General features: G+C 71.6%; 30 protein-coding genes and 2 pseudogenes. 12 read left to right on the top strand and 20 right to left on the bottom strand.

The window, feature by feature from the left end:
• Positions 1-64: 64 nt before the first annotated feature.
• The 5 genes from IE212_RS19275 to IE212_RS19295 all read left to right on the top strand — a co-directional run bounded on the left by IE212_RS19275 (position 65) and on the right by IE212_RS19295 (position 5771).
• Positions 65-1075, top strand: coding sequence for a methyltransferase (locus tag IE212_RS19275; protein ID WP_190199115.1), 1011 nt, complete (start codon positions 65-67; stop codon positions 1073-1075).
• A 104-nt stretch (positions 1076-1179) separates the two neighbouring features.
• A complete protein-coding gene (locus tag IE212_RS19280; protein WP_190199116.1) occupies positions 1180-1665 on the top strand; it encodes a DUF488 domain-containing protein in 486 nt (161 codons plus the stop codon).
• 8 nt (positions 1666-1673) lie between these two features.
• Positions 1674-3338: an asparaginase domain-containing protein gene (locus IE212_RS19285; RefSeq protein WP_229864437.1), complete on the top strand. Its 1665-nt coding sequence runs from the start codon at positions 1674-1676 to the stop codon at positions 3336-3338.
• A 93-nt stretch (positions 3339-3431) separates the two neighbouring features.
• Positions 3432-4283, top strand: coding sequence for a PhzF family phenazine biosynthesis protein (locus IE212_RS19290; protein ID WP_190199117.1), 852 nt, complete (start codon positions 3432-3434; stop codon positions 4281-4283).
• Positions 4284-4376: 93 nt separating this feature from the next.
• Positions 4377-5771, top strand: coding sequence for a replication-associated recombination protein A (locus tag IE212_RS19295; protein ID WP_190199118.1), 1395 nt, complete (start codon positions 4377-4379; stop codon positions 5769-5771).
• Between the two features lie 80 nt (positions 5772-5851).
• On the opposite strand, the gene IE212_RS19300 is transcribed toward IE212_RS19295, so the two are convergent.
• Positions 5852-6247, bottom strand: a complete 396-nt coding sequence (locus IE212_RS19300) for a RidA family protein (RefSeq protein ID WP_190199119.1) — start codon at positions 6245-6247, stop codon at positions 5852-5854.
• 136 nt (positions 6248-6383) lie between these two features.
• Between IE212_RS19300 and IE212_RS19305 the strand changes: the two genes are divergently transcribed.
• Positions 6384-7358 carry a helix-turn-helix transcriptional regulator gene (locus IE212_RS19305; RefSeq protein WP_190199120.1) on the top strand — a complete coding sequence of 325 codons (975 nt, stop codon included), beginning with the start codon at positions 6384-6386 and terminating at the stop codon, positions 7356-7358.
• 203 nt (positions 7359-7561) lie between these two features.
• On the top strand, positions 7562-7879 hold the full coding sequence (locus IE212_RS19310) for a hypothetical protein (RefSeq protein WP_190199121.1): 318 nt from the start codon (positions 7562-7564) through the stop codon (positions 7877-7879).
• Positions 7880-7987: 108 nt separating this feature from the next.
• Here the strand turns inward: IE212_RS19310 and IE212_RS19315 are convergent, their stop codons facing one another.
• From IE212_RS19315 to IE212_RS19325, 3 genes and pseudogenes are all read right to left on the bottom strand, one after another.
• A complete protein-coding gene (locus IE212_RS19315) occupies positions 7988-8362 on the bottom strand; it encodes a VOC family protein (protein ID WP_190199122.1) in 375 nt (124 codons plus the stop codon).
• A complete protein-coding gene (locus IE212_RS19320; RefSeq protein ID WP_190199123.1) occupies positions 8359-8907 on the bottom strand; it encodes a DUF6817 domain-containing protein in 549 nt (182 codons plus the stop codon). Before IE212_RS19320 ends, IE212_RS19315 begins: the two co-directional genes overlap by 4 nt.
• A 370-nt stretch (positions 8908-9277) precedes the next feature.
• Positions 9278-9803: pseudogene (locus IE212_RS19325) on the bottom strand (class I SAM-dependent methyltransferase); the annotation flags it as partial.
• Positions 9804-9860: 57 nt separating this feature from the next.
• Here IE212_RS19325 and IE212_RS19330 point away from each other — a divergent pair.
• Positions 9861-10448 carry a TetR/AcrR family transcriptional regulator gene (locus tag IE212_RS19330; protein ID WP_190199124.1) on the top strand — a complete coding sequence of 196 codons (588 nt, stop codon included), beginning with the start codon at positions 9861-9863 and terminating at the stop codon, positions 10446-10448.
• Between the two features lie 5 nt (positions 10449-10453).
• Positions 10454-11641, top strand: a complete 1188-nt coding sequence (locus IE212_RS19335; RefSeq protein ID WP_190199125.1) for a GDSL-type esterase/lipase family protein — start codon at positions 10454-10456, stop codon at positions 11639-11641.
• 15 nt (positions 11642-11656) lie between these two features.
• Here the strand turns inward: IE212_RS19335 and IE212_RS19340 are convergent, their stop codons facing one another.
• From IE212_RS19340 to IE212_RS19365, 6 genes are all read right to left on the bottom strand, one after another.
• Positions 11657-13672: a HelD family protein gene (locus IE212_RS19340; RefSeq protein ID WP_190199126.1), complete on the bottom strand. Its 2016-nt coding sequence runs from the start codon at positions 13670-13672 to the stop codon at positions 11657-11659.
• A 75-nt stretch (positions 13673-13747) separates the two neighbouring features.
• Positions 13748-14377 carry a TetR family transcriptional regulator gene (locus tag IE212_RS19345; protein WP_190199127.1) on the bottom strand — a complete coding sequence of 210 codons (630 nt, stop codon included), beginning with the start codon at positions 14375-14377 and terminating at the stop codon, positions 13748-13750.
• Positions 14378-14386: 9 nt separating this feature from the next.
• Positions 14387-15127 carry an HAD family hydrolase gene (locus IE212_RS19350; protein ID WP_190199128.1) on the bottom strand — a complete coding sequence of 247 codons (741 nt, stop codon included), beginning with the start codon at positions 15125-15127 and terminating at the stop codon, positions 14387-14389.
• A 34-nt stretch (positions 15128-15161) separates the two neighbouring features.
• Positions 15162-16310: a phosphotransferase family protein gene (locus IE212_RS19355; protein WP_229864439.1), complete on the bottom strand. Its 1149-nt coding sequence runs from the start codon at positions 16308-16310 to the stop codon at positions 15162-15164.
• Between the two features lie 257 nt (positions 16311-16567).
• Positions 16568-17344, bottom strand: coding sequence for an HAD family hydrolase (locus IE212_RS19360; RefSeq protein ID WP_229864441.1), 777 nt, complete (start codon positions 17342-17344; stop codon positions 16568-16570).
• Positions 17344-18234 carry a winged helix-turn-helix domain-containing protein gene (locus tag IE212_RS19365; protein WP_229864443.1) on the bottom strand — a complete coding sequence of 297 codons (891 nt, stop codon included), beginning with the start codon at positions 18232-18234 and terminating at the stop codon, positions 17344-17346. Before IE212_RS19365 ends, IE212_RS19360 begins: the two co-directional genes overlap by 1 nt.
• A gap of 138 nt (positions 18235-18372) precedes the next feature.
• Here IE212_RS19365 and IE212_RS19370 point away from each other — a divergent pair, with 138 nt between their 5' ends.
• Positions 18373-18561 carry a hypothetical protein gene (locus IE212_RS19370; RefSeq protein WP_190199131.1) on the top strand — a complete coding sequence of 63 codons (189 nt, stop codon included), beginning with the start codon at positions 18373-18375 and terminating at the stop codon, positions 18559-18561.
• Between the two features lie 243 nt (positions 18562-18804).
• Here IE212_RS19370 and IE212_RS19375 read toward each other — a convergent pair.
• Positions 18805-19158: pseudogene (locus IE212_RS19375) on the bottom strand (sterol carrier protein domain-containing protein); the annotation flags it as partial.
• Between the two features lie 131 nt (positions 19159-19289).
• Complete coding sequence (locus tag IE212_RS19380; RefSeq protein WP_190199132.1) at positions 19290-19922, bottom strand: RsiG family protein; 633 nt, start codon at positions 19920-19922, stop codon at positions 19290-19292.
• 212 nt (positions 19923-20134) lie between these two features.
• On the opposite strand from IE212_RS19380, the gene dtd reads away from it, so the two are divergent.
• Positions 20135-20560, top strand: coding sequence for a D-aminoacyl-tRNA deacylase (gene dtd, locus IE212_RS19385; RefSeq protein WP_030242984.1), 426 nt, complete (start codon positions 20135-20137; stop codon positions 20558-20560).
• 39 nt (positions 20561-20599) lie between these two features.
• Here the strand turns inward: dtd and ygfZ are convergent, their stop codons facing one another.
• The 3 genes from ygfZ to IE212_RS19400 all read right to left on the bottom strand — a co-directional run bounded on the left by ygfZ (position 20600) and on the right by IE212_RS19400 (position 22807).
• A complete protein-coding gene (gene ygfZ / locus IE212_RS19390) occupies positions 20600-21565 on the bottom strand; it encodes a CAF17-like 4Fe-4S cluster assembly/insertion protein YgfZ (RefSeq protein WP_190199133.1) in 966 nt (321 codons plus the stop codon).
• Positions 21566-21575: 10 nt separating this feature from the next.
• Complete coding sequence (locus tag IE212_RS19395; RefSeq protein WP_190199134.1) at positions 21576-22013, bottom strand: Fur family transcriptional regulator; 438 nt, start codon at positions 22011-22013, stop codon at positions 21576-21578.
• Between the two features lie 218 nt (positions 22014-22231).
• Positions 22232-22807, bottom strand: a complete 576-nt coding sequence (locus IE212_RS19400) for a heme-binding beta-barrel domain-containing protein (RefSeq protein ID WP_030242977.1) — start codon at positions 22805-22807, stop codon at positions 22232-22234.
• Positions 22808-23010: 203 nt separating this feature from the next.
• Here IE212_RS19400 and IE212_RS19405 point away from each other — a divergent pair, with 203 nt between their 5' ends.
• A complete protein-coding gene (locus IE212_RS19405) occupies positions 23011-23373 on the top strand; it encodes a DsrE family protein (protein WP_030242974.1) in 363 nt (120 codons plus the stop codon).
• Here IE212_RS19405 and IE212_RS19410 read toward each other — a convergent pair.
• The 5 genes from IE212_RS19410 to IE212_RS35640 form a co-directional block, all read right to left on the bottom strand.
• Positions 23367-23744: a VOC family protein gene (locus tag IE212_RS19410; RefSeq protein ID WP_190199135.1), complete on the bottom strand. Its 378-nt coding sequence runs from the start codon at positions 23742-23744 to the stop codon at positions 23367-23369. The genes IE212_RS19405 and IE212_RS19410 overlap by 7 nt on opposite strands.
• Positions 23745-23781: 37 nt before the next feature.
• On the bottom strand, positions 23782-24042 hold the full coding sequence (locus IE212_RS19415; protein WP_190199136.1) for a DUF3099 domain-containing protein: 261 nt from the start codon (positions 24040-24042) through the stop codon (positions 23782-23784).
• 86 nt (positions 24043-24128) lie between these two features.
• Positions 24129-24416 carry a DUF1416 domain-containing protein gene (locus IE212_RS19420; protein ID WP_003991226.1) on the bottom strand — a complete coding sequence of 96 codons (288 nt, stop codon included), beginning with the start codon at positions 24414-24416 and terminating at the stop codon, positions 24129-24131.
• A gap of 41 nt (positions 24417-24457) precedes the next feature.
• Positions 24458-25303: a sulfurtransferase gene (locus tag IE212_RS19425; protein WP_190199137.1), complete on the bottom strand. Its 846-nt coding sequence runs from the start codon at positions 25301-25303 to the stop codon at positions 24458-24460.
• A gap of 136 nt (positions 25304-25439) precedes the next feature.
• Entirely contained in the window at positions 25440-25520 is an 81-nt protein-coding gene (locus IE212_RS35640) for a putative leader peptide (protein ID WP_350310325.1), read from the bottom strand.
• Positions 25521-25591: the final 71 nt, after the last annotated feature.

Consider the following 25591-nt stretch of genomic DNA (forward strand, 5'->3'; position numbering starts at 1 on the left):
GTGGAGGACCGCGGCGAAGTGGGCCGACCGGCGTTGGCCCGGAGGTCGGGATGGTGAGGGCTCAATGACAGTCGACGTGCAGGCCACTCGGGACGTGGTCGACATCATCACGGGGGGATGGAAGGCGCAGGCGCTCTACACGGCGGTGAAGCTGGGACTGCCCGACCACGTCGAGGCCGGCCGGGACACCGACGGCGAACTGGCCAAGGCCACCGGGGCGGACGAGCAGGGCATTCACCGTCTGATGCGCCTGCTGGTGGCCATGGGGATATTCGAGGGCAGTGCGTCCACCGGCTACCGCGGTACCCGGGTGAGCGCTGCCCTCCTCGAAGGCCCGCACTCCCTGAGCGACATGTGCCTGCTGTACGGCGAGGAGTTCTACTCCGCGTGGGGGCACGCCCACCACGCCATCAGCACGAGGAGCTCGGGATTCGAGATCGCCTACGACGTGCCGTTCTACGAGTACCTGGGGAAGGACGCGGCCACCGCCCGCCGGTTCCAGCGCACCATGAACGCCGCCAGCATGTTCTTCCACCGAGTGCCGGAGGTCTTCGACTTCTCCGGCAAGAAGGTCGTGGACGTCGGTGGCGGCGGCGGGCACCTGCTCGCCACGATTCTCGGTGCCACGCCGGACGCGAAGGGCACGCTCTTCGACCGCGAGCACATGATGCCCAAGGCGCGTGAGCACCTGTCCGCCACGGTGGGCCCGGACCGGGCCGAACTGGTCGGTGGCGACATGTTCCAGGGCGTCCCGCCGGGCGGGGACGTCTACATCCTCTGCCGGGTGCTGGCCGGTCACGACGACGACGCCGTCGTCGGTGTCTTCGAGCACTGCCGCCGCGCCATGGCGGACTCCTCCTCGCGGCTGCTGGTCCTCGACCGGTTCGTCGAGGACGAGAACCCGACGGTGCTGCCCGCCCTGTGGGACCTGCACCTGCTGATGACGACGGGCGGTGAGCACCGCACCGTCGACCGGATCACGCGGCTGCTGAACCGCGCCGGCCTGGAGGTCGCCGGGACCGCGGAGCTCCCCATGGAGACCACCGCCCTGATCGCCGCGCCGCGCACCTCGTAGCGGCACGAGAGACACACAGAGGACGCCTCCCGGGCGGCGCCACGGCCCGGGGGCGGACACAACCGTCGGGTGGGCACCAGCGACAGCGCGACAGGAGATCTTCGGTGGCCAAGTTGGCAACGATCGGCGTCTACGGCTTCGACGGCGATTCCTTCCTCGAACGACTACGGCAGGCGGACGTGCGTCTGCTGCTCGACGTACGGCAGCGCCGCGGGGTCCGCGGACCGGACTACGCCTGGGCGAACTCACTCAGGCTGCAGGCGGCCCTCGCCGAGGCCGGGATCGAGTACCGGCACCACCGCGAACTCGCCCCGACCACCGAACTGCGCCACCTGCAGTACGCCGAAGACGCCCGCCAAGGGGTCGGCAAGCGCTCCCGCCGCGAGCTCGCCGCCGAGTACACCCGCCGCTACACCGCCGAGATCCTCGACCCGGTCGACCTCGATCCGATCGTGGCGGCGCTGCCGAGCGGCGGCATCGCGACGCTGTTCTGCGTCGAGCGCGACCCCGAGGCGTGCCACCGGTCGCTGGTCGCCCGGCGACTGGCCGAGCAGCACCACATCACCGTCGAACATCTGAGGCCGCTGTGATCGATGACATGCCGCCGCCCGGCACGCCGCGACCGCGCATCGCGGTGTTCGCCGGACCGACCGCGACGATCCTGAACACACCGGACCTGGTCACGTCGAACAAGGCCCGCGCACGCCACGGTCTGCCGCTCCGCCCCGCCCGGTTCGACGTCCTGCGTCCCCAACGGCTCGCGGCGCCCGTGACGATGTACGTCGAGGCGTTCAGCGCGCATCCGCTCGAAAGGGACGCGGCAGACCTGTACGCCCCGCCGGACGGCTGGCTCGACGGGGACGGCACGTTCCACGCCGGGCAGCCGTCCGACGACGCCACCCCCGTGTACGTCGTCGAACTCGACCCCGCCGACGGTCTCTACCCCCTCCCCTACATGGGGAGGCAGGCGGACGGATCCGCCTGGGAGGAGACCTCGACCGCACCCTACGCACCGGCGGGAGCCGCCCGGCAGACGTTCTACCCCGACGCCCGCCGCCTCTACGAGGAGATCGAGCGGTTCGGCCTGGCCGACCACGGCACTCCGGTGGAGCTGCGGTCCCTCGCCGATTTCGAGTTCTTCCGCGCCGCTCCGTCCGGCGGATACACCACGGGCCCCGATTCCGAGCGCCTCGGGCGGGACTTCTTCGTCTACTACCCGTACCACCTCCAGAGCGAGCCCGGCCTGGCGAACCTCGCCCAGGCGACCAACCAGGTCCAGGCCGTCCTCGACACGGGGGAGTTCGCCGGCGTCCAGTGGCTCGAGGGGAGCCCGACCGTCGACGAGACCTTGTACTGGCTCGGACTGGTGGTCGACACCAAGGTGCCGCTCGTCGGACACGCGGCGCAGCGCCGCCACCAGTCCCTGAGCGCGGACGGAGACCGCAACGTGGTGGACGGCGTGAAGTTCATCGCGTCCGGCGTCGCCCTGGACGAACGGGGCGAGGACCGCGTCGGTGCCTGCGTGATCGTGGACGAACTCGTCTACTCGGCCCGGGACGTGACCAAGGTCGACGCCCGGCCGGGCGGATACGAGGTCACCGGCGGCCACGGAGGGGTGGTCGCCGACCTCGGCGGCTACGGCCCCCCGCAGCTCACCTACCTCCCCGCCCGCAGGCACACCCACCGCTCGGAACTGCGCCTGACGGTGCTCCCCGAAGGGGTGGCCGGCGTCGCCGGGAGCCTGAAGTCGGGCGTGCACCCGGTCGACGTCGCGACGAAGGACGCCGACGGACTCGTACCCACCGCCATGCCGCACGTCTCCATCACCAAGTACAGCCGGTACGCGGCGACGGGAACCGGCACCGACAACCCGCCCGTCGCCGAGGAGGAGGTCGAGATCCTCGCCCGCATCGACGCCAACCTCGCGGGCGCGCCGCTGTCCGGCTTCGTGTGCGAGGGCATGTCGCCGTTCGGGATGGCCGACCCGACGAGGAACGCGGCGCTGGGCGTCGCCGTCTTCGCCGGCATGCCGGTGGTCCGCACGGGTCGCGGCAACACCGGGGGCATGGCGTACCGCACCGACCCGGTGTTCATCGCGGGCAACAACCTCACGGCCACCAAGGCGCGCCTGCTCCTCATGGCCGCACTGCTCAAGTTCGGCGCGCTGCCCCCGGCCGCGGACCCCTTCAACCCGACCCTCGACGAGCGCGCGGCCACCGAGAAGGCGGTCGCCCAGTACCAGGCTCTGTTCGACACCCACTGACCCGCGGGACGACGAGCCGACGGCGATGACGGCACGGTCCCCTCCCGGGCGCCGGCGGACGGTTCCCGACGCCCCCTTCGAGAAACGGAACCCATGGGTACGTACGAGTACGTGGTGGCCGACGTCTTCACCGACGTCCCGCTGGAAGGAAACCCGACCGCGGTCTTCCTGGACGCCTCCGGCCTCTCCGCCGAGCGCATGCAGCAGATCGCGCGGGAGATGCACCTGTCCGAGACCGTCTTCGTCCTTCCCGCGCAGGACGACGGTGACGTGCGGGTCCGCATCTTCACGCCGGTGAACGAGCTGCCCTTCGCCGGACATCCCACCCTGGGCACGGCCGTGGTGCTCGGTGAGTCGCACAAGGCGAAGGAACTCCGGATGGAGACCGCCAGGGGCACCGTGGCGTTCGAACTGGAGCGTGACGACGACGGCCGGACCGTCGCGGCCGGCATGTGGCAACCGCTCCCGGCGTGGGAGCCCTACGACCGCGCGGACGAACTGCTCGCCGGACTCGACCTGGTGACCACCGGCAGCACCCTGCCGGTCGAGGTCTACGACAACGGGCCGCGGCACGTGTTCGTCGGCCTCGACAGCGTGGCCGCGCTCTCCGCCGTGGAACCGGACCAGAGGATTCTCGCGAGGCTGCCCGACATGGCCGCCAACTGCTTCGCGGGCTCGGGGACCCGGTGGCGGCTGCGCATGTTCTCGCCCGCCTACGGCGTGGTGGAGGACGCGGCGACCGGCTCAGCCGCGGGCTCGCTCCCGGTACACTTGGCGCGGCACGGACTGATCCCGTTCGGGGAGTGGATCGAGATCCGCCAGGGGGTGGAGATGGGCCGTCCTTCGACGATGCGCGCTCGTGCGACGGGGACGCCGGAACGGATCGATTCGGTCCAGGTGGCGGGATCCGCCGTGGTCGTCGCCCGGGGCACCCTGTACGTGTAGCCGCCGCGAACGTATGAGTGACCTGTCCACCGAGGAAGGGCCGCCGCACGTGTCCAGCAGAGCATCGTCCCTCGATGAAGGACGCGTGCAGTGATGGCCGCCGAGGACGACGGGCTGTTCGCGTTACCGGCTTCGGACGACACCGTGCCCGCCGGCACCGTGCCCGCCGGCACCGTGCCCGCCGAGCCCGCACGGGCCGGCGCGCCGCTGGCCGTGCGGATGCGGCCGCGCACACTCGCCGAGGTCGTCGGCCAGGCACACCTGCTGCGCCCCGGCGCTCCTCTGCGGCGGTTGGCGGAGGGCGGGGAGGCGGCGTCGGTGCTGCTCTACGGGCCGCCCGGCACCGGGAAGACGACCCTCGCGCGGTTGCTCGCCCATATCGCCACCCGGCACTTCGTCGCCCTCTCGGCGCTGTCCAGCGGGGTCAAGGAACTGCGCGACGTGATGAACGACGCGCGCCGCCGCCACGACCGCCAGAACCGGCAGACCGTGCTGTTCGTCGACGAGGTGCACCGCTTCTCGAAAACCCAGCAGGACGCGCTCCTCGGCGCCGTCGAGGACAGGCTCGTGCTGCTCGTCGCGGCGACCACCGAGAACCCGTCGTTCTCGGTGGTGTCCCCGCTGCTCTCCCGCCTGCTGGTGCTGCAGCTGCGAGCCCTGACCGAGGACGAGGTCCGCGAGTTGCTGCGCCGGGCCGTGAAGGAGGAGCGCGGCCTCGGTGGTGCGGTCACCCTGTCCGCCGAGGCCGAGGACGCCCTCGTACGCCTCGCGGCGGGCGACGGCCGGAGTGCGCTGACCGCGCTGGAGGTGAGCGCCGACGGGGTGACCGACGTCGGCGGCACGGTGATCGACGTGGCCGCGGTGGAGCGGGCCGTCGCCGAGACGACCGTCCGCTACGACCGGCAGGGCGACCAGCACCACGACGTCGTCAGCGCGTTCATCAAGTCGATCCGCGGCTCGGATCCCGACGCGGCCCTGCACTACCTGGCGCGCATGCTCGTGGCCGGGGAGGATCCGCGGTTCATCGCCCGGCGGCTGGTGGTGCACGCCAGTGAGGATGTCGGGCTGGCCGACCCCACGGCACTGCAGGCAGCCGTGGCGGCGGCGCAGACGGTCCAGCTCATCGGCATGCCCGAGGCCCGTCTCGCCCTGGCGCAGGCCACCGTGCACCTGGCCATGGCGCCGAAGTCGAACTCGGTGATCGTCGGGATCGACGAGGCCATGGCCGACGTCCGGGCGGGCGCCGTCGGCGAGATCCCCGCCCACCTGCGGTACGGCCGCTACACGGGCGCCAGGGAACTGGGCAACGCGATCGGCTACCGGTACCCGCACAGGACCCCCGAGGGAGTCCTGAATCAGCAGTACCCACCGGACGATCTGGTGGGGACGGACTACTACCGCCCCACGCGGCACGGCGGGGAACGCGCCCTGCACGAGCGCCTCATCCGGCTCCGCCGTGCCGTCCGCGGCGAGGAGGGACAGCCCTGAAAGCGCGTGGGACCCGCGGCCCGCATGCCCGCCGCTCGTGCCGGTTCCCGGGCCCGAGCAGCGGACGAGGCGGGGTCACATCACCCGACGGCGGTGCCCTCGAGCTCGACCATCTGGCCGGGGATCGCCAGGCGCGTCACACCGAGCATGGTGGTGGTCGGCGCGACACCGGCGGCGCCCAGCCGGCCCGCCAGCACACCGTAGTGCTGGAAGAGCAGGTCGACGTCGGTCGTGTAGACGTTGAGCCGGACGAGGTTCGAAAGGGACATGCCCGCCTCGGCGAGCACCGCCTCGATGTTGTCGATGCTCAGCGCCAGCTGCGCCGCCATGTCACCGTCGTGCTCGGGCTTGCCCTCCTTGCTCATCGCGGTCTGCCCCGAGATGTACAGGGTCCGCGAGTGCCCGGAGACGACCTCACCCTGGTTGAAGCCCATATCGACCGACCACGTCACCGGGTTGACCGCGTTGCGTTCCATTACCGACTGGCTCCATTCGGTTCACCGACATTGCATGCGTTCAGCGACTCGGCATCCGCCGTGCTTCGACGTCGCGGGAAAGAGCCTCCCAGCAAAACGTGACATCCTCAGTCATGTATTTCGTTAGGGTTTCCGCATGCGCGCCGACCGGCTGGTTTCCCTGGTGCTCCTGCTGCGTCAGCGCGGTCGCATGACCGCGGAGACACTCGCTCGTGAGCTGGAGGTGTCCACCCGCACGGTGCTGCGCGACATCGAGGCGCTGTCCGCGGCCGGCGTCCCGGTCTACGCGGAGCGCGGCCGGCGCGGCGGTTTCGCGCTGCTGCCCGATTTCCAGACGTCGCTCACCGGACTGAATCACGACGAGGCGCTCGCCCTGCTCGTGGCCGGATCACGGCGCGGCGCACAGCTGTTCGGCCTCGGTTCGGCGCTCGCCTCCGCCATGCTCAAGGTGGTGGACGCACTGCCCGAGGGCCTACGGGACACCGCGGCCGGCGCGGCGCAGCGATTACTCATCGACCCGGAGACCGACCTCCTCTCGCGTCGCGTGACCGTCGAGGAGGCGCCCGACGCCGTCGTGGCGGAGGTCCGGCGCGCGGTGTTCGCGGGACACCGGCTGCGCATCCACTACGCGGCCGTGGACCAGACCCCCAAGTGGCGCACGGTGGACCCGGTCGGCCTGGTCACCGTTCGCGAACACGCTTACCTGCTGGCCAAGAACGCCGGTGAGGACCGCACCTACCGGCTGTCCCGGGTGCTGGCCGCCGAGGAACTCGACGAACCCGCGCAGCGACCGGACAGCGTCGACCTGGACCGAGCCTGGCAGGAACGCAACGCGCGCTTCCGGACCGGCGGCGACAAGGTCACCGTGCTGGTTCGGGTGGCCCCGGCGCAGCGGGAGCACCTGGTCGACACCGCCCTGGCCGTCTGCTCCGAGGAATCCGACGCGGACGGCTGGTTGCGGCTGCGCGTGATCTTCCAGGACGCGCGGCACGCCGAATGGGCCATGTGGCAGTACGCCACCCGCGCGGAAGTCCTGACCCCGCAGTGGCTGCGCACCTCCCTGCACGACCGCGCCACCGCACTCGCCGCCCGCTACGCGCCGCCGTCCTGAGCCTGCGGGCCACTGTCGCTGCCTGCTCCGGCGTCACACCCGGGCCGACTGGACTGCCCGGCAAGGGTGTTCGTGCGGCCTGCCGCCGTGGGGTGCCCGAATGGAGTACTTGCGATTACCTACCGCCCGAATCGCCCATATTGTCGACTTTGCAACCCCGTATGTGGATCACTCCGATCCTCATCGCACAAGTAGGAGACCAAATGCGCAAGCTTCAGAAGGCGTTCGTCGTGGTCACCATGCTCGGCTCGGTCGGCGTCCTGGGCGCGGGCACCGCCCAGGCCGGCGACACGCCCGAAGTCACCAACGTGACGACCCCGACCGAGTGCTCCGTCGCCGCCGTCGGTGGCGAAGGCGGCGAGGGTGGCTCGGCCACCATCAGTGACAGCGACTTCGCCCAGGTGAACATAGCCGTTGTCGACGGCGAAGGGGCGGTCGCCCAGTCGAACGAGGCCAGCCTCACCGTGATCGGCGGCGACGGGGGCGCGGGCGGCGACGCCGCGGCGGTCTGCGGCGACTGACCGGTTTCCTCGCCGGTTGACGCACCGAGGGGCCCTTGCGCGATGCCCGGCGGGATCGGGCGTTCATCGTGCGAGGGCCCACATCTGCGCCGGCTGGAGCGGCTCCGTTCACACCGTCGGACCGGGCGTTGCGACGATGCAGAAGGGATGGCCCGCCGGATCCACGAGCACCCGCCATCTGTCCGCGTTCGGCTGATACTCCGGCCTGCGCGCACCCAGCTCCAGCAGCCGCGCCTCGGCCTCGTCCAGGTCCACGACCCTGAAGCAGCAGTGCAGTTGCTGAGGTACCTCCTGGTCGGGCCAGCTCGGCGCCCGGTAGCCGTCGACCCGCTGGAAGCCGATGGCGAGCCCGCCCTCACCGCCGCCCAGGGAGGCGAAGTCGGCGTTCGACCTGGGATGCGGTTCGAGCCCGGTGGCCTGCTGGTAGAAGGCCGCGAGGGCGAGCGGGTCGGCGCAGTCCAGGGTTATCGCGCTCAGCTTCATGCGGCGAGCACCTCCTGGCAGTCGGACCAGGCGGGTTGGCTGAGCAGGGGGCGGACGCGGGTGAAGAGGCTGAGGAGTTCGGGGCCCCACCGGTCGCGGAAGGCGGGGTCGGTGCGGGCGAGGTCGAGCTCGTTGGCCGCGGACAACTCGGCGAAGTCCCGCCGCGACTGCGGCTGCGGGGTGTGGCTCAGGCCGGTGAACCGGTCGTGGAAGGGTCCGTCGGTGTCCGCGAGCGTCGGATAGGTGGCCCGGCGATCACACGACGCGTACAGGTACACCAGGGACTCGGCCTCGGGACCTGTCGCCGCCGCGAGTTCACCACGGCGGTCCAGGGGCAGCAGGGCGCCGGGGAAGCCGTCGGTTCCGTAGAACGCGTGGCACAGGCCCGCGAGTTGGAGGGCTGGGCGGGCACCCCATGCGGCGAGTTGCCTCTGCACGCGCTGGAGATGGGCGAGGAGGGTGCCGCCGGGATGGGCGATGTCCGCCGCGCCGAGCTCCCGCAGGAGCGCGAGGGCCGGGCCGGGGGTGGCAGGGGAGACGGGCACAGGCTGGTGTCCTTCCGGCGGTGTTCGGGGCCGGCCACCATCAAATCGATGGACGGACCGGACCTGCCATCGATTTGATCCACTCTCATGACGACTTCGCGGCACGCCCTGGTCCGCGTCCGCCGCCCGTGACAACGCCGAGTGGTGTGCGGCGATGTGCCGGGCTCACGGCATGGCGAGCAGCCTCGGGCCGGACGCGGCCTGGCCGATGGTACTGCGGGCGCCCGGCTGGCTCTTTCCCCCGCCGCCCGTGGTCGGCCACGAGCAGGGCGACGACCTGGCGGCGCCCGTCCCGTACGGCTCCGAGCCGGTGGGCGGGCTGCGGGTGTGGCCGCACCAGGGGTGGCCAACCATCGGGCGCCGACCGCTCCTACTTCGGCTTGCACGCCAGAAACGTGCCCGTCCGCCGCTTGGCTCCCTCCTCGGGCTTCGGCACCACCCGCGTCATGACGACCAGCCCGGCCCGGTCGAGGAGTTCGGCGATCCGGTCCGGCGGCAGCAGGTACGACTCGAAGGAGACCGGGTGGTCGCCGTAGGCGCGGGTCGGACGCACGTGCTCGCCGTTGCCCACGTGCCCGGCCAGCATCAGCACGCCGCCGGGGGGCGAGGGCGCGGTGGAACTCGGCGAACACGGTCGGCAGCCACTCCGGTGGAGTGTGGTGGGTGGCGTAGTAGGCCAGGATGCCGCCGAGTTCGCCGCTGCCGATCTCCAGCTCGGTCATCGAGCCGACGGTGAAGCGGAGTTCCGGGTACGCCGCCCGCGCCAGCTCGATCACCCGCGGCGAGACGTCCACACCGAACACGAGCACTTCCAGGGCGGCCAGATACGCCGTCACCTTGCCCGGACCGCACCCCACGTCGGCCACCGGCCCCGCGCCGGCGGACCGTACGAGATCGTTACCTATAAGATTTAGGCAGATACACAAACCCTTATGGAAGAAGTGAGAAGCTCGATGCCACGCGTCGGACTGACGGCGGAACGTCTCACCCGGGCGGGCGCCGAGCTCGCCGACGAGGTCGGCTTCGACCAGGTCACCGTCTCGGCACTGGCCCGCCGGTTCGACGTCAGGGTCGCGAGCCTGTACTCGCACGTGAAGAACTCCCAGGACCTCAGGACCCGCATCGCCCTGCTCGCGCTCACCGAACTCGCCGACCGGGCCGCCGAGGCCCTGGCCGGACGGGCCGGCAAGGACGCCCTGGCCGCGCTCGCGAACGTCTACCGCGACTACGCCCGGGAACACCCCGGCCGTTACGCCGCGGCCCAGCTGCGGCTCGCCCCGGAGACGGCGGCCGCGAGCGCCGGTGTCCGGCACGCGCGGATGACCCGGGCGCTGCTGCGCGGCTACGACCTGACCGAACCGGACCAGACCCACGCGGTCCGGCTGCTCGGCAGCGTCTTCCACGGCTACGTCAGCCTGGAGCTGGGCGGCGGTTTCAGCCACAGCGCACCGGACACCGAGGAGACCTGGGCCCGGATCCTCGACGCCCTCGACACGCTGCTGCGGAACTGGCCCGCGGCCCCGACCGACCCCCGAGGCTGACCCCCATGCACACCGAGCACGACTGGATCACCACCCCCCTCACGGCGGAGCTACTGCGCGGCGCCCTCGACGTGGAGCGCACCGAACACGGTCTGCTCCCCCACCGGCTCCCCGCCCGGGCCCGAGCGCAGAACACCAACGCGCAGCTGGCGATGGCCGAGGCGCAGCCCTCCGGCGTACGCCTGGCCTTCCGCACCGCCGCGACCGCGGTCGAACTGGACACGCTGCGCACCAAGCGCGACTACGCCGGTTTCCCGCCGCGCCCGGACGGCCTGTACGACCTGCGCGTCGACGGCCTCCCGGCCGGTCAGGCCGCCGGGAACGGCGGCAACGTCCTCACCGTCGACCTGGCCACCTTCAACGGGGAGGTCACGCCCGGCCCGGTCGGCACCGTCCGCTTCACCGGCCTGCCCGCCCGTGACAAGGACGTCGAGATCTGGCTGCCGCACAACGAGACCACCGAGCTGGTCGCCCTGCGCACGGACGCTCCCGTGGCACCCGTGCCGGACCGGGGGCGCCGGGTGTGGCTGCACCACGGCAGCTCCATCAGCCACGGCTCGGACGCCGCGGGCCCCACGGCCATCTGGCCCGTGATCGCCGCGTTCCGCGGCGAGGTGGAGCTGGTCAACCTCGGACTGGGCGGCAGCGCCATGCTCGACCCGTTCACCGCGCGCGCCATGCGGGACACCCCGGCCGACCTGATCAGCGTCAAGATGGGCATCAACATCGTCAACCAGGACGCGATGCGGCTGCGCGCCTTCACCCCGGCCGTGCACGGGTTCCTCGACACGATCCGCGAGGGCCACCCCGACACCCCCCTGCTGCTCGTCTCCCCCATCCACTGCGCGATCCACGAGGACACGCCCGGGCCCACCGCCCCGGACCGCGGCGCCCTCGGCGAGGGCCGGCTGCTCTTCGCCGCCATGGGCGACCCGGCGGAGAAGGCCACCGGCAAGCTCACGCTCGGCGTCATCCGGGAGGAACTCTCCCGGATCGTGCGGCAGCGCGCCGCCGACGACCCGAACCTCCACTACCTCGACGGCCTCGAACTGTACGGCGAGTCCGACGCGGCCGAACTCCCGCTGCCCGACAACGTCCACCCGGACGCCGCCACGCACCGCCGCATCGGCGAACGCTTCGGCGACCTGGCCTTCGGCGAGGGAGGGGCCTTCGCGCCACGGGCCGGGAGCTGACGGGCAGGGCACCGGTCAGAACGGCAACGGCCTCCCGTGCACCACCTCCAGCCGCGACACCGCCCGGGTCAGCACCACGTACAGCCGGTGCAGGCCCCGTTCCTCCGCCTCGGCGATGGCCGCCGGCTCGACGGCCACGACATGGTCGTACTCGAGTCCCTTGACCATGCTCGCCGGGACCAGGGACAGCCGCGCGCCGAGCTCCTGCGGGCCCGCCGCCTGGATGCCGGCCGCCTCCAGCGCCGCCCGCACCCGGGGCACGTCCGTGTCCGCCGCGACGACCCCGACCGAGCCCTCGCGCCCCAGGGCCTCCCGTACGGCCTCCACGACGGCCGCGGGCACCCCGCCCGCGGTCGTCTCCCGCACCCGCAACTCCCCGCCCCCGCGCAGCGAACGGGCCGCCGGTACGTCCACGTCCAGCCGCTCCAGCAGCCGGTTGGCCAGCCCGACCACCGCCTGCGGCACGCGGAAGCCGGTGCTCAGCGCGACCATGGCCGCGTCCGGCTTGCCGAGGTGCGCGAGGAGCGCCGGCCACGACCGGGCCGCCCACGGCGTCGTTCCCTGGGCCAGGTCGCCGAGCACCGTCAGTGAGCCGAAGGAGGCCCGGCGGGCGATGGCCCGGCACTCCATCGGCGACAGGTCCTGGGCCTCGTCGACGACGACGTGCCCGTACCCTGCCGGGTGCTCGATCAGCCCGGCCGCCTCGTCGAGGAGCACCAGATCGGCCTCCGACCAGCGCGCCGACTTCCACGACCGGGGCGGTTTCCGCCACAGCAGCGCCCGCTGCTCAGTACGGTCCAGCAGCCCGTCGGCGGCCTCCGCCAGCGCCCCCTCGTCGGCGAGCAGGCCGGCCACGACCTCCTCGGGCCGGACCCGGGGCCAGACGGCGTCGACGTACGCGGACACCGGCCGGGCCCGCTCGACCCGTCGCACCCAGGCGTTCGGGGGCGGCCCGGCCCGCCGCTCCGCCTGCTCCCGCAGACACCGCACGATCCGTGCCCGCACCCGCTCCCGCCCGACCCCGTACGGCGGTTCCTCCTCACGAACATCCGCGACGATCCTCGCGAGTTGGGCCTCCGGCACCCGCCAGCGGTACGACCCGTCCGGCACGACCAGCGGGCCGGCACCCTCGGTGCGCACCCGCGCGTACAGCGCCCGCCGCAGCACCCGCGCCATCCGGGCGTCGTGTTTGACGACGGCGGCGGACTCGTCGTCGGCACCGCGGACCGGCCACCGGGCGATCTCCTCGGCGAGCGTCGACTGCCGCACACCCGTCTCCCCGAGGGCGGGCAGGACCTCCGCGATGTACGACAGGAACGTGCGGTTGGGGCCGAGGATCAGCAGACCGCCGCGCCGGATGCGCTGCGGGTGGGTGTAGAGGAGGTACGCGGCCCGGTGCAGGCCCACGGCGGTCTTGCCGGTGCCCGGCGCGCCCTGCACGCACACCGACATCGCCAGGTCTCCTCGTACCAGGTCGTCCTGTTCGGGCTGGATGGTCGCGGCGATGTCCCGCATGGGCCCCACGCGGGGCCGTTCGATCTCGCGGGCGACGATCTCGCTGGCCCGGGCCTCCCCCCGGCCCAGGTACTCGTCCTCCAGGCCGGTGAGGTCGGCGGAATCACCCCGGCTGCCGGGCGCCCACCCGAACCGCCGGCGCACGGCGACGCCCTGCGGGTCACGCGCGGAGGCCTGGTAGAAGGCCCGCGAGACGGGTGCGCGCCAGTCGACGACGAGGGGCGGCTCGGCCGGGTGCTCGGAGACCCGCAGCCGCCCGATGTGCAACTCCCCCTCCTCGCCCCGCAGTGCCCCGAAGAACAACGGCCCCTCGGGCAGTTCCCGCAGCGCCTTGGCCCGGCTGCGCAGGCGGTAGCCGAGGACCTCGGCATCGGCACCGGACGCGGAGACGTCCTCACCGGTGACGACCTGTTCACCGGCGCCCGCGACCATCGCGGCGAGGGCGTCCCGGCAGCGCTCGTGATGGGCGCGTTCCCGGTCGAGTACGTGCTGGAGGGCAGGTTCGGTCGACGTCATTCCAGCGAGCGTACGCGAAAACGTAACCGAGTTAAATTTATTACCCCGTATCAACCTTGTGTCAGCAGTCGCGAATCAGCCGGTCCGGGTACCGGCCCGCAGGCCCGGCGGCAGCCCGGCCGCCAGCCACCCGAAGGCCCGCTCCGCCGCCGCCACCGCGTCCGCCCGTACGTCCGCCGCCCGCTCACCAGCGGCGATCCGCCGCCAGTTCTCCATCGCCAGGATCCGCTGCACGGCCATGATCTGCCCCGCCGCGAGCCGCGCGTCGAGGTCACCCCCGAGCGCCTCGGCGAGCGCGGCCTCGGACCGTTCCTGGTGCGTGTACGCCCGGGCGACCAGGGAGGGCGTCTCGTAGAGCAGGCCGTGGAAGGCGAGCACCCGGGGATCGTCGTTGAGGCCGGTCACCGGATCACACCGCTCCAGCCCCGCCAGGAAGTGCCGCCGCAACGCCTCCACGGGCGCGCCCCTGGCCTGGGTCACCACCCGCGCGGCCTCACCCTCATGGTCGGCGATCCGGTGCAGCACCAGGTCCTCCTTGGCCGGGAAGTACCGGAACAGCGTCGGCTTGGAGATCTCGGCCGCCGCCGCCACCTCGGCGACGGACACCGCGTCGAACCCCTTCTCCAGGAAGAGCCGGATCGCGACGTCCGACACGACCTGGTACATCCGCTGCCTCTTGCGCTCGCGCAGCCCGATCTCGCTCATGCGGCGAGCCTACGGCCCGCCCTCCCACTCACCCTCGGCCAGCGGCCCGTACGTGGTGACCACCGCCCCGGCCCCGGCTCGGCTGAGCCCGCGGATCTTCCGTTCGTCGCGGCCGTAGCCGACGAAGGCCACGCCCGCCCGTGCCGCCGCCTCCACGTCCGTGCCCGTGTCGCCGATCATCACCGCGCCCTCGGGGCCGAGGCGCAGGACGCGCAGGGCCCGGAGAAGGACGTCGGGGTGGGGCTTCATCAGGCCCGGGTCGCCCGGGCGGCGGCCCTGGACCGTGGTGAAGTACCGGAGCAGTCCGCGCCTGCCGAGGTACGCCTCGGCCGCGAGGGCGGAGTTGTTGGTGACCACGGCCAGGGGGACGTGCCGCCGCGCCAGCCTGTGGATGAGGGCGTCCACGTACGGGGTGTGCCACTCCTCGTGCGCGGCGACGCGTTCGGCGGCACTGATCTCGCCCGCCGTGACCCGTGCCTCCAGGACGCTCAGCAGTCCTCGCAGACCGGGCCCGCCCCGCTCGTGCACCGCGCGCAGGACCACGTGCGGATCCTTGTCGGCGCGCTCGGCCTCGTCGAGGACGTGTCCGGCGCCGAACGCGTCCACCTCCTTGCGGAGTCGGTCGGCGATCGGCGCGGAGCTGCCCTCGGGGAAGAGCCGGCAGATCGGCCCGTCGAAGTCGAAGAGCACACAACGGGCACCGGCCAGCAGTCTGCGTACGTCCGTGAACGCGTCGATGGTGACAGCCATGCCGTACCGCCCGCCTTCCCCGCTCGGCCCCGTCTCAGCTCCGCGCGCCTGTCGGCTCCCTGGGTTCCGCCGCCGCGGGACGTGGCCGCAGGGTACGCCGCCACTGCGTCCGGGCGAGCCGGGTTATGCCCTCCGGCCGCCCCCGGTCGCCGCCCGGCGCGGCGCCGCCCGGCGCGTCCGCGACCGGCCGGGTGCGCCACTCCCGGTCCGCGGCACGCCACCGCCGCAGCGCCGCACGGATCTCCTGCTCGTCCCGCGGGTCGCCCGTCAGCCGCAGCGGCCGCCAGGCCCGCCGCAACGCCCGGCACACCCGGCCGGCCGCCTCGGACAGTTCGCGCTCACCGGGATGCTCGGGGAGGTGGAGCGCGGCCCGCATCACGTCCGGGTACAGCGACTGGACGTACTCGAAGTCGCGGTAGGCGCGCAGGCCGCGGTCCAGGTCGGCGGTCATCTCACCGTGTCCCGCGCGGCGCATCGCCTGCGTCCACAGGTCGATCATCAGCTCGCGCTCGTCCTTGTCGTACTCCGTCCGGACCAGGTGCGTCGCGAGGTCGTGCAACGGGTCTCCGTACAGGGCGAGTTCCCAGTCGATCACCGCGAGCCGCTCGCCGTCCGGCGCCGGCAGGACCAGCACGTTGGCCCGGTGTACGTCCGTGTGCAGCAGGGCGAAGGGGCGCTGGGCCGCCGTGGGCAGGGTGCTGACGAACCGTTCGACGGCGTCGCGGGGGATGCCGACGGCGTCGAAGAGCATGCCGAACCGCGGCCGGTTGGCCTGGTGCACCCGCTGCTCGGCGAAGCAGGCCAGCCAGCCCAGGAAGCCCTCGCTGTCGCCGTCGTCCGGCCAGTCCGCGGGCAGCGCCGGCAGCTCGCGGCCGGCCACCCCGGCCAGTTCCGCGAAGAACCCGGCCAGCCGGGCCATCCGGCCCGGTCCGATCCGCTGTCCCGCGGGCGCCGCCTCGGCGAGGGTGGGGCCCGGCAGGTACTCGTGCAGGGACCATTCCCCGAAGTCCGCCAGGCAGCGCGGCACATGACGCACCCGGCCGTCGAGCACCCGCAGCAGCTCGGACTCCCGTCGCCAGATCCGCGGCACCACCTCGATCGCCGGCAGGGGCGTGCGGAACTTGGCGAGAACGTCCCCGGACCGCTGCCGCAGCAGGAGGGCCAGCGGAGTCCCCAGGGGCATGACGAGGTTGGTGTTGTGATGGCCGGAAACCACCTCCCCATCGGGGCTGCGGCGCCGCGCCTCCGCGAGTCGGCGTGCCAGCGAATGGAACGCTCTGCGGGGCAGAGGGGACGACATGGGCGCACAGAGTAGTACGGCGACTGGAGTGACTCACCGCGTGTCACTATTTGGACAGCACTCTTCACTCTGAGTGCTCGGGCCTTTGACTTTCCCGACGTGCCGTTGAACTCAGAACGTCCCAAGCCGAATGGAACCGGTCACGTTCCCGGGCCGCTGAACCGCGGTCCCGCCCCGGCCCGCAGAAGCTCCAGCAGCGGCTCCAGCGACTGCACGACGACCCCGGCGCCGGCCTCCCGCAGCAGCTTGGCGTGCCGGTCGCCCCGCGCGAAGCCCAGGAACGGCACGCCCGCGAGCCGTGCGGCCCGGAAGTCGGACGGCGTGTCGCCGATCATCAGGGCGGAGGCCGGGGCGGCGCCCATGGCGTTCAGCGCGCGGTTGAGGCAGTGCGGATCCGGCTTGAGCTGCCGGAGGTTCCCGGTCCGGCCGTAGACGTGGGGGGAGAAGCAGGAGAGGAGACCCCGGCCCGTGAGGTACTCACGGATCACCCGCGGGGAGTTGTTGCTGGCGATGGCCAGGCGGGACCCGACAGCCGTCCAGGTGCGTATCAAGGGGTCGGCGTAGGCGGTGGGCCACGCCGTGGCCGCGGCGCGCAACTCCTCCTGGGTGAGGCGCTCCTCCAGTTCCGCGGCCAGGTCGCTGCCCGGCTGCCGGCGGTCGACGGCACGCAGCACGACATGCGGGTCCAGTGACTCGCGCTCGGGCCCCGACATCAGGCCGTGCAGGCCCCGCGCCTCGAGCCACTCCACCAGTTCACCCGCCACCTGCTCGGCCTTGCGGACGGCGAAGAGCCGGCAGATCGGCCCGTCGAAGTCCCAGAGCACCACGCGGGCAGGTCTGATCAAATCCAGCAGCCGCTCCGGGTCGGTCTCAATCCCGGATGCCGCCACTTCGGTCTGCGTCGTATCAGAAGTCACTAGGGAAGTGTCAGGTCCGTCGTGATGGTTTCCCAGAGGGCGTCGAACCACTTCTGGGTTTCCTCCACGAACACCGCATCCCGGTCCCCCACCCGCTTCACGAACGAGAACAGCAGGGACTGGGAGCCGAGGGCGTCGTACATGTCGAGGGTCCGGCTGCCCCACTCCTCCTCGCGCCGGACCAGCGTGTAGTAGCCGAACAGCGCCTCCTCCCCGTTCAGGAGGTACAGCTTCACGGGCGGCGTGAAGGGCAGCGCGCGGAAGCGGACCCGCACGTCCATGCCGTGGGTGGAGCGCAGGGCCTGGAGGTTGTGCTGGAGGACACGGAGCTGGGCGTTGCGCATCTCCAGCCACCGCTCGTGGACGGGGTCTCCTGCGCCCTGCTCCTCGACCAGGCGGGGGAAGGCGAGCTCGATGTCCCGGGAGGGAAGCAGGATGCGCAGGTCGATCGAGGCGGGGCGGATGCTGCCCTCGTGGATGAGGCGCACCGGTTCGCCCAGCGCCACCATCAGCGTCTCGGACGTGTGGCAGACGACGTCGACGCGTACGTCCGTCGCCGAGAACGCCTCGGTCAACCGCGGCGCCAGACCCACCATCGTCGGCTGCGGCCCGCGCCGCGCCGGGGCGGGAGCCGCGATCCTCGGCGGGCTGCCCTTGCTGACGTCGGTGAGGAGGCCGTCCTCCTGGAGGGCCCGCAGGGCCTGGCGGACGGTGCCGCGTTCCACTCCGAACTCCTCCGCGAGTTCGGCCTGGGTGGGCAGACGGTCGCCGGGCTTGAGATCGCCGGCCCGGATGCGTTCCCGCAGGCTGTCGGCGATCTCCTGGGGCGAGAGCCTTCTGCTGCCGTTCACTGCCACGTTCTCCGCCACGCTCCCCTGGGTCACGACCAAACGCTACAACTTTGATCCATCTGACGAGAGTTGTTTGAAAGTTGTTTGTTATCACCCACCAAGTGGGGACAACTAAATCAGAGTTGGCTGCCAACTTCCAGAGTTGGCGGAAGTTTTGCTTCCGAAGGGGGAACGCCCATGCCCGCCCTCGCTCTCCTCTCCGCCGCGTTCGTCGTCGCCTTCGAGCAGGTCGTCGAGTGGAAGTACGGCCCCGCCGGCATCGTCGGCCTCATCCTTCTCACCGTGGGCATCAAGGCCAAGAGCCCGGCGGTCAGCTCCGCCGGAGCGGTCGTGCTCGCGCTGCTGATGACAGGGCCCGCCCTGTGAGTCATCACGCCACCACGTGAACAGTACAACTCACCGCCATCTTCCGGGAGTTACGGGTCAGGTGGTTATGAGACGCCTCCAAGCGGAGATAAGTACAGTGAAGTTGGTCGCCAACTCAAGCAGCATGGTGAAGGTCTTCACGGGGTTGGCCACCCGCCACGGGGCTCCCCTCCGGAGGGGAGCCGGGAGTCCCGACAGCTCGCTGCGGACGCGGGTTCCTGCCCACCGGCGGAAGGGAGCGGCTCAGAACATGTCCGGGCACCAAGGCCGCCTGGACGTACGCAGCAGGGCGTCGGCCTTCCGGGCGGCGCCCGCTCGTTCTTCCCGCACCCGCCCCAGCGCCGCCAGCCGCACCGCCGACTCGTCCCCGAGCCACAGCGCCCCCAGGTCGCCCAGCCCCACCGTGATGTCCGCGCTCTCGGTGGTCGGCGCACAGGGCGCCCCGCCGGCCGAGGCGTCCAGCCGGTAGCGCCCGCCGGTCACACCGTCCACGCCGGCGACCTCCAGCACCAGCGTCCCCCCACTCTCGTACGTCCTGGCCGCCCTCGGATCCGGCAGGAAGTGCGGCAGCAGGTCATCGGGCGCCCGGAAGCCGCTCGGCCTCGGTGATCGGGCGTACGTCGACGCTGTCGGCTCGGGGGGCGGGGGTCATTGACTCAACGTAGGCGGAGGCCCGGTCGGTGTCGCGTGAATCTCCGACCGGACCCCCTCTCATCCCCGCCAGGCGGTCACACGAGCAGGTCGTCGACCTGCGCCTCCCCTTCCCGGTACCGGCGCGCGATCTCCGCACCGCACTCGTCAGCGGTGCGCTGGAGCCGCTGCCGCCGCCGGGAGATCTGCTGCTCGCAGCGCACGAGGCGCCCCATCGCCGCGGTCAGCTCGGCGTCCGAGCGCGAGGGGAGGTCGGACAGCTCGATGTCGGCGAGCATCTCCGCGGCCAGCCGCCGGTACTCCTCGCCCTGCGGCGTACCCAGGGTCACATGACGTGCGGAGGAGCGGCTCCGGGCGGGAGCGTCCTGAAGGATCTCCGCCAGCCGCTGGACCACTGACGCGTCCGCGGGCTCGTCGACGCGGACCGGATCCGCCGGAGCACGTCGCGCCAGCTCGGCCCGCAGGATGTCGATCCGCCCCTGGAGCAGCCGCCGGACGTAACTGAGGTCGGCCTCGTCCCGCTGGGCGTCGCGGCGCAGCGCACGCAGCTCGGGCAGGTTCAGCGCGGCCGGCTCCCGCTCGGGAGCGTCCGAGGGCAGCGGCGGGCTGTCGGTGCGCTGGGTGGGCGGCCGGTGGTACTCCGTCGCCGCGATCCCCGTGTACGTCGACCAGACAGCCCCCGACTGCTGCCCGGTGCTGGATGTGCTCATGTGCCTCAACCGTCCCCTCGACCGGTGTGTGAAAGCATCGTGCCACCCCAAGTGGCCGCTATGGGAACGAGTGCCCCCGATAGACCCCAGATGGGCGGATAGGCAGCAAAATACGTCCGTGGGCGGCCCGTTGAGGTCCGATGCAAACCACCCGTTCGTGCCACGGGCGAACCGCCCGCGGCCTCGCGTTCACCGCCCTGCATGATGGACGTATGCGAGCAGTGGTGCAGAGGGTGGACGGCGCGAGCGTCGTCGTGGACGGCGAGACGGTGGGCGCGATCGAGGGCGAGGGGCTGTGCGTCCTGGTCGGCGTGACCCATGAGGACACCAAGGAGAAGGCGGCCCAGCTGGCCCGCAAGCTCTGGTCGATCCGCATGCTGCACGACGAGAAGTCCTGCAGCGACATCGACGCCCCGCTCCTGGTGATCAGCCAGTTCACCCTCTACGGAGACGCCCGCAAGGGCCGCCGCCCCACCTGGAACGCCGCCGCCCCCGGTGACGTCGCCGAACCCCTCGTCGACGAGGTGGTCGCCCAGCTGCGCTCCCTCGGGGCGACGGTGGCGACGGGCCGCTTCGGCGCGGCGATGAGGGTATCGCTGACGAACGACGGCCCGTTCACCGTGCAGATCGAAATCTGACCCGAAAGGTCTACAAGCGTCAAAGCCGTAGAACAGGCCTTACGGCTCGACGACGACTTCCTGGGCGGCGGCCGTGTCCCCGGCCATCAGCGGGGCGTCCACGGCCACGTTCCGCTTCACCAGGGCCAGGGCGACCGGCCCGAGTTCGTGGTGGCGTGCGGAGGTCGTGATGAAGCCGATCTTCCGGCCGTCGGGGCCGTCGTCCGCGAGCCGGAGCTCGGTGCCGGCGGCCGGCAGGTGGACCTCGCTGCCGTCCAGGTGCAGGAAGACCAGCCGGCGCGGCGGCTTGCCCAGGTTCTGCACCCGGGCGACCGTCTCCTGCCCCCGGTAGCAGCCCTTCTGCAGGTGCACCGCCGAGCCGATCCAGCCCAGCTCGTGCGGAATCGTCCGGTGGTCGGTCTCGAAACCGAGCCGGGGCCGGTGCTGCTCGACGCGCAGCGCCTCGTAGGCCAGGATCCCGGCGGGCGGCCCCGCCTGCTCCGCGTACGTCTCCAGCTCGGCGCGCGGCAGGAACAGGTCGCGGCCGTACGGCGTCTCCCGTACGACGACGCCCTTCGGCACCTCGGCGATCGAACCGGCCGGCAGGTGCACCACCGCGGTGTCGGCCGTCCGGTCGAGAACCTCGACCCGGTAGAAGAACTTCATCGACTCCAGGTACGCGACCAGCGCGTCCTGGGTGCCCGGCTCCACATGGGCCCAGACCGTCTCGCCGTCGTCGACGAGGTACAGCGCGTGCTCGATGTGGCCGTTGGCGGAGAGGATCAGCGCCTCGGTCGCCCGGCCCGCCGGGAGCTCGCTGACGTGCTGGGTGAGCAGCAGATGCAGCCAGGCGAGCCGGTCCTCGCCGGTGACGGTGACGACCCCCCGGTGCGAGAGGTCCACGAAGCCGGTGCCGTCGGCGAGGGCACGCTGCTCGCGGAACAGGTCGCCGTAGTGGGCGGCGACACCTTCGTCCGCGCCCTCGGCTGGGACGGCGCCGGGCAGGGTCAGCAGGGGGCTCTTCATATCCCTAAGCCTACGACTCGGTAGTTGAAGCCTTGAGCGTGCAGTCCTCGCACCGGCCGAAGATCGCGAAGTGCTTCATGTCGGTGTCGAACCCGAACGTCTGCCGCAGCTTGGCGGTGAACTCCGCGGCCACGGAGACGTCCGCCTCGATGACGTTCTGGCAGTCACGGCACACCAGGTGCAGGTGGTGGTGCCGGTCCGCGAGGTGGTACGTCGGCGCCCCGTGCCCCAGGTGCGCGTGGCTGACCAGCCCGAGCTCCTCCAGGAGCTCCAGCGTCCGGTACACCGTGGAAATGTTGACCCCCGACGCCGTCTTCCTCACTTCCGCGAGAATGTCGTCGGGGGTCGCGTGCTCCAGGGTGTCCACGGCTTCGAGCACGAGTTGCCGCTGCGGGGTCAGCCGGTAGCCGCGCTGCCGCAGATCGCTCTTCCAGTCGGTGCTCACCACGGCGTCCAGTCTAGGCCGATGCGGGCCGGGTCACGGCTCGGCCGACAGAACACCGTTCATCTGGGCGTCGGCGAGCTCGCTGCGGTATTCGCGGGTCGCGCGGGCGATCTCGGTGTGTGCCTGGATCTTGTCGTCGAGGGCGGCGAGCGTGGCGCCGATCGCCGCCAGCTGACAGGGCCCCGCGGCATCGGCGGGGCCCTGAAGAGCGCGGGCGGGGACTACTTGAAGAAGGCGATGCCGTCGTCCGGCATGTCGTCGGGCAGGGCCTTGGCCCAGCGCTCGACCTCCTCCGGCGTCACGACCTTCTTCAGGTGGGCCGACATGTAGGGGCGCAGCTCGACCTCGGGGGTCTGCTTCTCGCCGACCCACATCAGGTCGCTCTTGACGTAGCCGTACAGCCGCTTGCCGCCGCTGTAGGGCTGGGACGCGGCCGTCCGGGCCACGGCGTCCGTCACCAGGTCGATCTGCGGCTTCTGGTCGGCCAGCTCGCCGTACCAGATCTCGATGACGCCGTCGTCGCGGGTCATCGTCACCTCGACCTTGCGGTCGGCGTCGATGCGCCAGAAGCCGTGCTCGGACTCCAGCGGCCGGACCTTGTTGCCGTCCTTGTCCAGCACCCAGGAGTGGGAGTGGTACTCAAGGAAGTCCCGGCCGTCGTGGGTGAAGGTGACCTCCTGGCCGAAGTTGCACTTCTCGGAGCCGGGGAAGTCGTGCACCCCGGCGCCGGCCCAGTTGCCCAGCAGGAAGGCGAGCGGGACGAGGTCCTTGTGGAGGTCGGACGGGATCTCGATCATCAGAACTTCCTAGACGTGGGTCAGCGCTGGCCCTGGTACAGCTTCTTCACGGTCAGTCCGGCGAAGGCGATGACGCCGACGGCGACCAGGACCAACAGGATTTCGAAGAAAAGCTCCACGGGGTGCTCCTTGAGCGGGGTGCGGATGTGTGCGCAGGGCCTGGCCCAGCTTACGCGGACCCCTTCGGCACTACGATTCCGGCTATGGCGAAGAAGCTGGTGATCAAGGTGACGGCGGGGGCCGACGCCCCCGAGCGGTGCTCGCAGGCGTTCACGGTGGCGGCGGTGGCGGTCGCCAGCGGCGTGGACGTCTCCCTGTGGCTGACCGGTGAGTCGTCCTGGTTCGCGCTGCCCGGCCGGGCAGCCGAGTTCGAACTGCCGCACGCGGCCCCGCTTCCCGACCTGCTGGACTCGGTCCTGGCGGCCGGCCGCATCACCCTGTGCACCCAGTGCGCGGCCCGCCGCGAGATCACGGAGAAGGACGTCATCGACGGCGTCCGCATCGCCGGTGCGCAGGTCTTCGTCCAGGAGGCGCTGGCGGACGGGACACAGGCGCTCGTCTACTGAGACGTCCCCGTGTAAAGGCAGAAGGGGTGCCCCGCCGGGTCCAGCAGCACCCGCACGCCGGCCTGAGGCTGGAACTCGGCGAGACGCGCACCCTCCGCGATGGCACGGGCCGTCTCCGCGGCCAGGTCGTCGACCTCGATGTCCAGGTGGACCATCATCCGCTGCCGGTCCGCACGGCTCGGCCAGACGGGCGGCAGATAGGCGGGCTCGGTCTGGAAGGACAGCCCCGTGCCGCCGTCGGGCGGGCGGATGTGCACCCAGTCAGGGCCGTCCTCGTCCCGCCACACACGCCAGCCGGGCAGCAGCCGCAGATAGAAGGCGGCCAGCTCCCGGGCGTCGGGTGCGTCCAGAACCGCCGCTGTCAGCCTCATGGGGCCCGGATACCCCGCGGACGAAAGGACGCGACGCTCACCGCGGCCGCTTCTTGCCGTCCAGTTCGTCCCACCACTCGTCGGACTGCGGATCCCCGGACGGGTCGTCCCACCAGCGGTCCTCCGGCCCCCGCCGGTTGGCGACCATCGCCGCGACGGGCGGGATGACCATGGCGACGACACACATCCCCACCGCCACCGGGACCGACCACAGCCGCACGACACCCCACGCCAGGACGAACAGCGCGATGCAGCAGCCCATCATCACGAAGTAGCTCCGCCGCCGCCGTGCGTACATACGTCCAGCGTAGGTCCGGGAACGGCGAAGGGCCGCACCCCAGGCGTCCAACCCGGGGGGTGCGGCCCCTACTGGCCCTCTCGCCGTCAGACGGCGATCGCGACCTCCGCCAGCCCGCCCTGCTGGGCGACGACCGTGCGGTCGGCGGTGGCGCCGGGCACGAGGGCGCGGACGGTCCAGGTGCCCTCGGCCGCGTAGAAGCGGAACTGTCCGGTCGCCGAGGTCGGCACCTCGGCCGTGAACTCGCCGGTCGAGTCCAGCAGGCGGACGTAACCGACCACGGGCTCGCCGTCCTTGGTCACCTGGCCCTGGATCGTGGTCTCACCGGGCTTGATCGTCGAGGCGTCGGGGCCGCCGGCCTTCGCACCACACATGTCGTACTCCTGAGGAAGTCTGGAAAGGTCGGTCGGGTTGCTTACTTGTTGGCGCCGAGCTCGATCGGCACGCCCACCAGGGAGCCGTACTCGGTCCAGGAGCCGTCGTAGTTCTTGACGTTCTCCACACCCAGCAGCTCGTGCAGCACGAACCAGGTCAGCGCGGAGCGCTCACCGATGCGGCAGTAGGCGATGGTGTCCTTCGCCAGGTCGACGCTCTCCTCCTCGTAGAGGGCCTTGAGCTCCTCGTCCGACTTGAAGGTGCCGTCGTCGTTGGCGTTCTTGGACCACGGGATGTTGCGGGCGCTCGGCACGTGGCCGGGGCGCTGCGACTGCTCCTGCGGCAGGTGGGCCGGGGCGAGCAGCTTGCCGGAGAACTCGTCGGGCGAGCGCACGTCGACCAGGTTCTGCGAACCGATGGCGGCCACCACGTCATCGCGGAAGGCGCGGATGGACGTGTCCTGGGCCTTGGCCTTGTAGTCCGTCTTCGGGCGGTCCGGCACCTCGTCGCCGGCGACCAGCTCGCGGGCGTCGAGCTCCCACTTCTTGCGGCCGCCGTCGAGGAGCTTGACGTTCTCGTGGCCGTACAGCTTGAAGTACCAGTACGCGTACGAGGCGAACCAGTTGTTGTTGCCGCCGTACAGGACCACCGTGTGGTCGTTGGCGATGCCCTTCTCCGACAGGAGCTTCTCGAAGCCCTCCTGGTCGACGAAGTCACGGCGGACCGGGTCCTGCAGGTCCTGGGTCCAGTCGATCCGGATGGCGTTCTTGATGTGGTTCTTCTCGTAGGCGGACGTGTCCTCGTCCACCTCGACGATGGCGATGGTCGGGTCGTCCAGGTGCTCCTGGAGCCAGTCGGCGTCGACCAGGACGTCGCTGCGGCTCATGCTCTTTCTCCTCCGGGGCAGTTACGGCGGGGCATACGAGGTCTGCGGGCACGCGCCCATGACAGGGCGGCGCACGGGTGCCCTTGATGCAGGGCGGCGGGGATGCGCGCGCCGGCGGCACGGCCGACGCGGTCGCTCAGAAGGTGCGACAGAGCATGGCGGCGACGCGGCACAGGTCTACTGCCCGCCGCTTCGTGAGATCCGCCTGTCGCTTCATGTCGTCGATCGTAAGGACGGCAGGGTGCGCGTGTCACCGGCGTGTCGCATACTGAGACGAGATAATCCGCA

The organism is Streptomyces djakartensis, assembly GCF_014651075.1.
Lineage (GTDB): Bacteria > Actinomycetota > Actinomycetes > Streptomycetales > Streptomycetaceae > Streptomyces > Streptomyces djakartensis.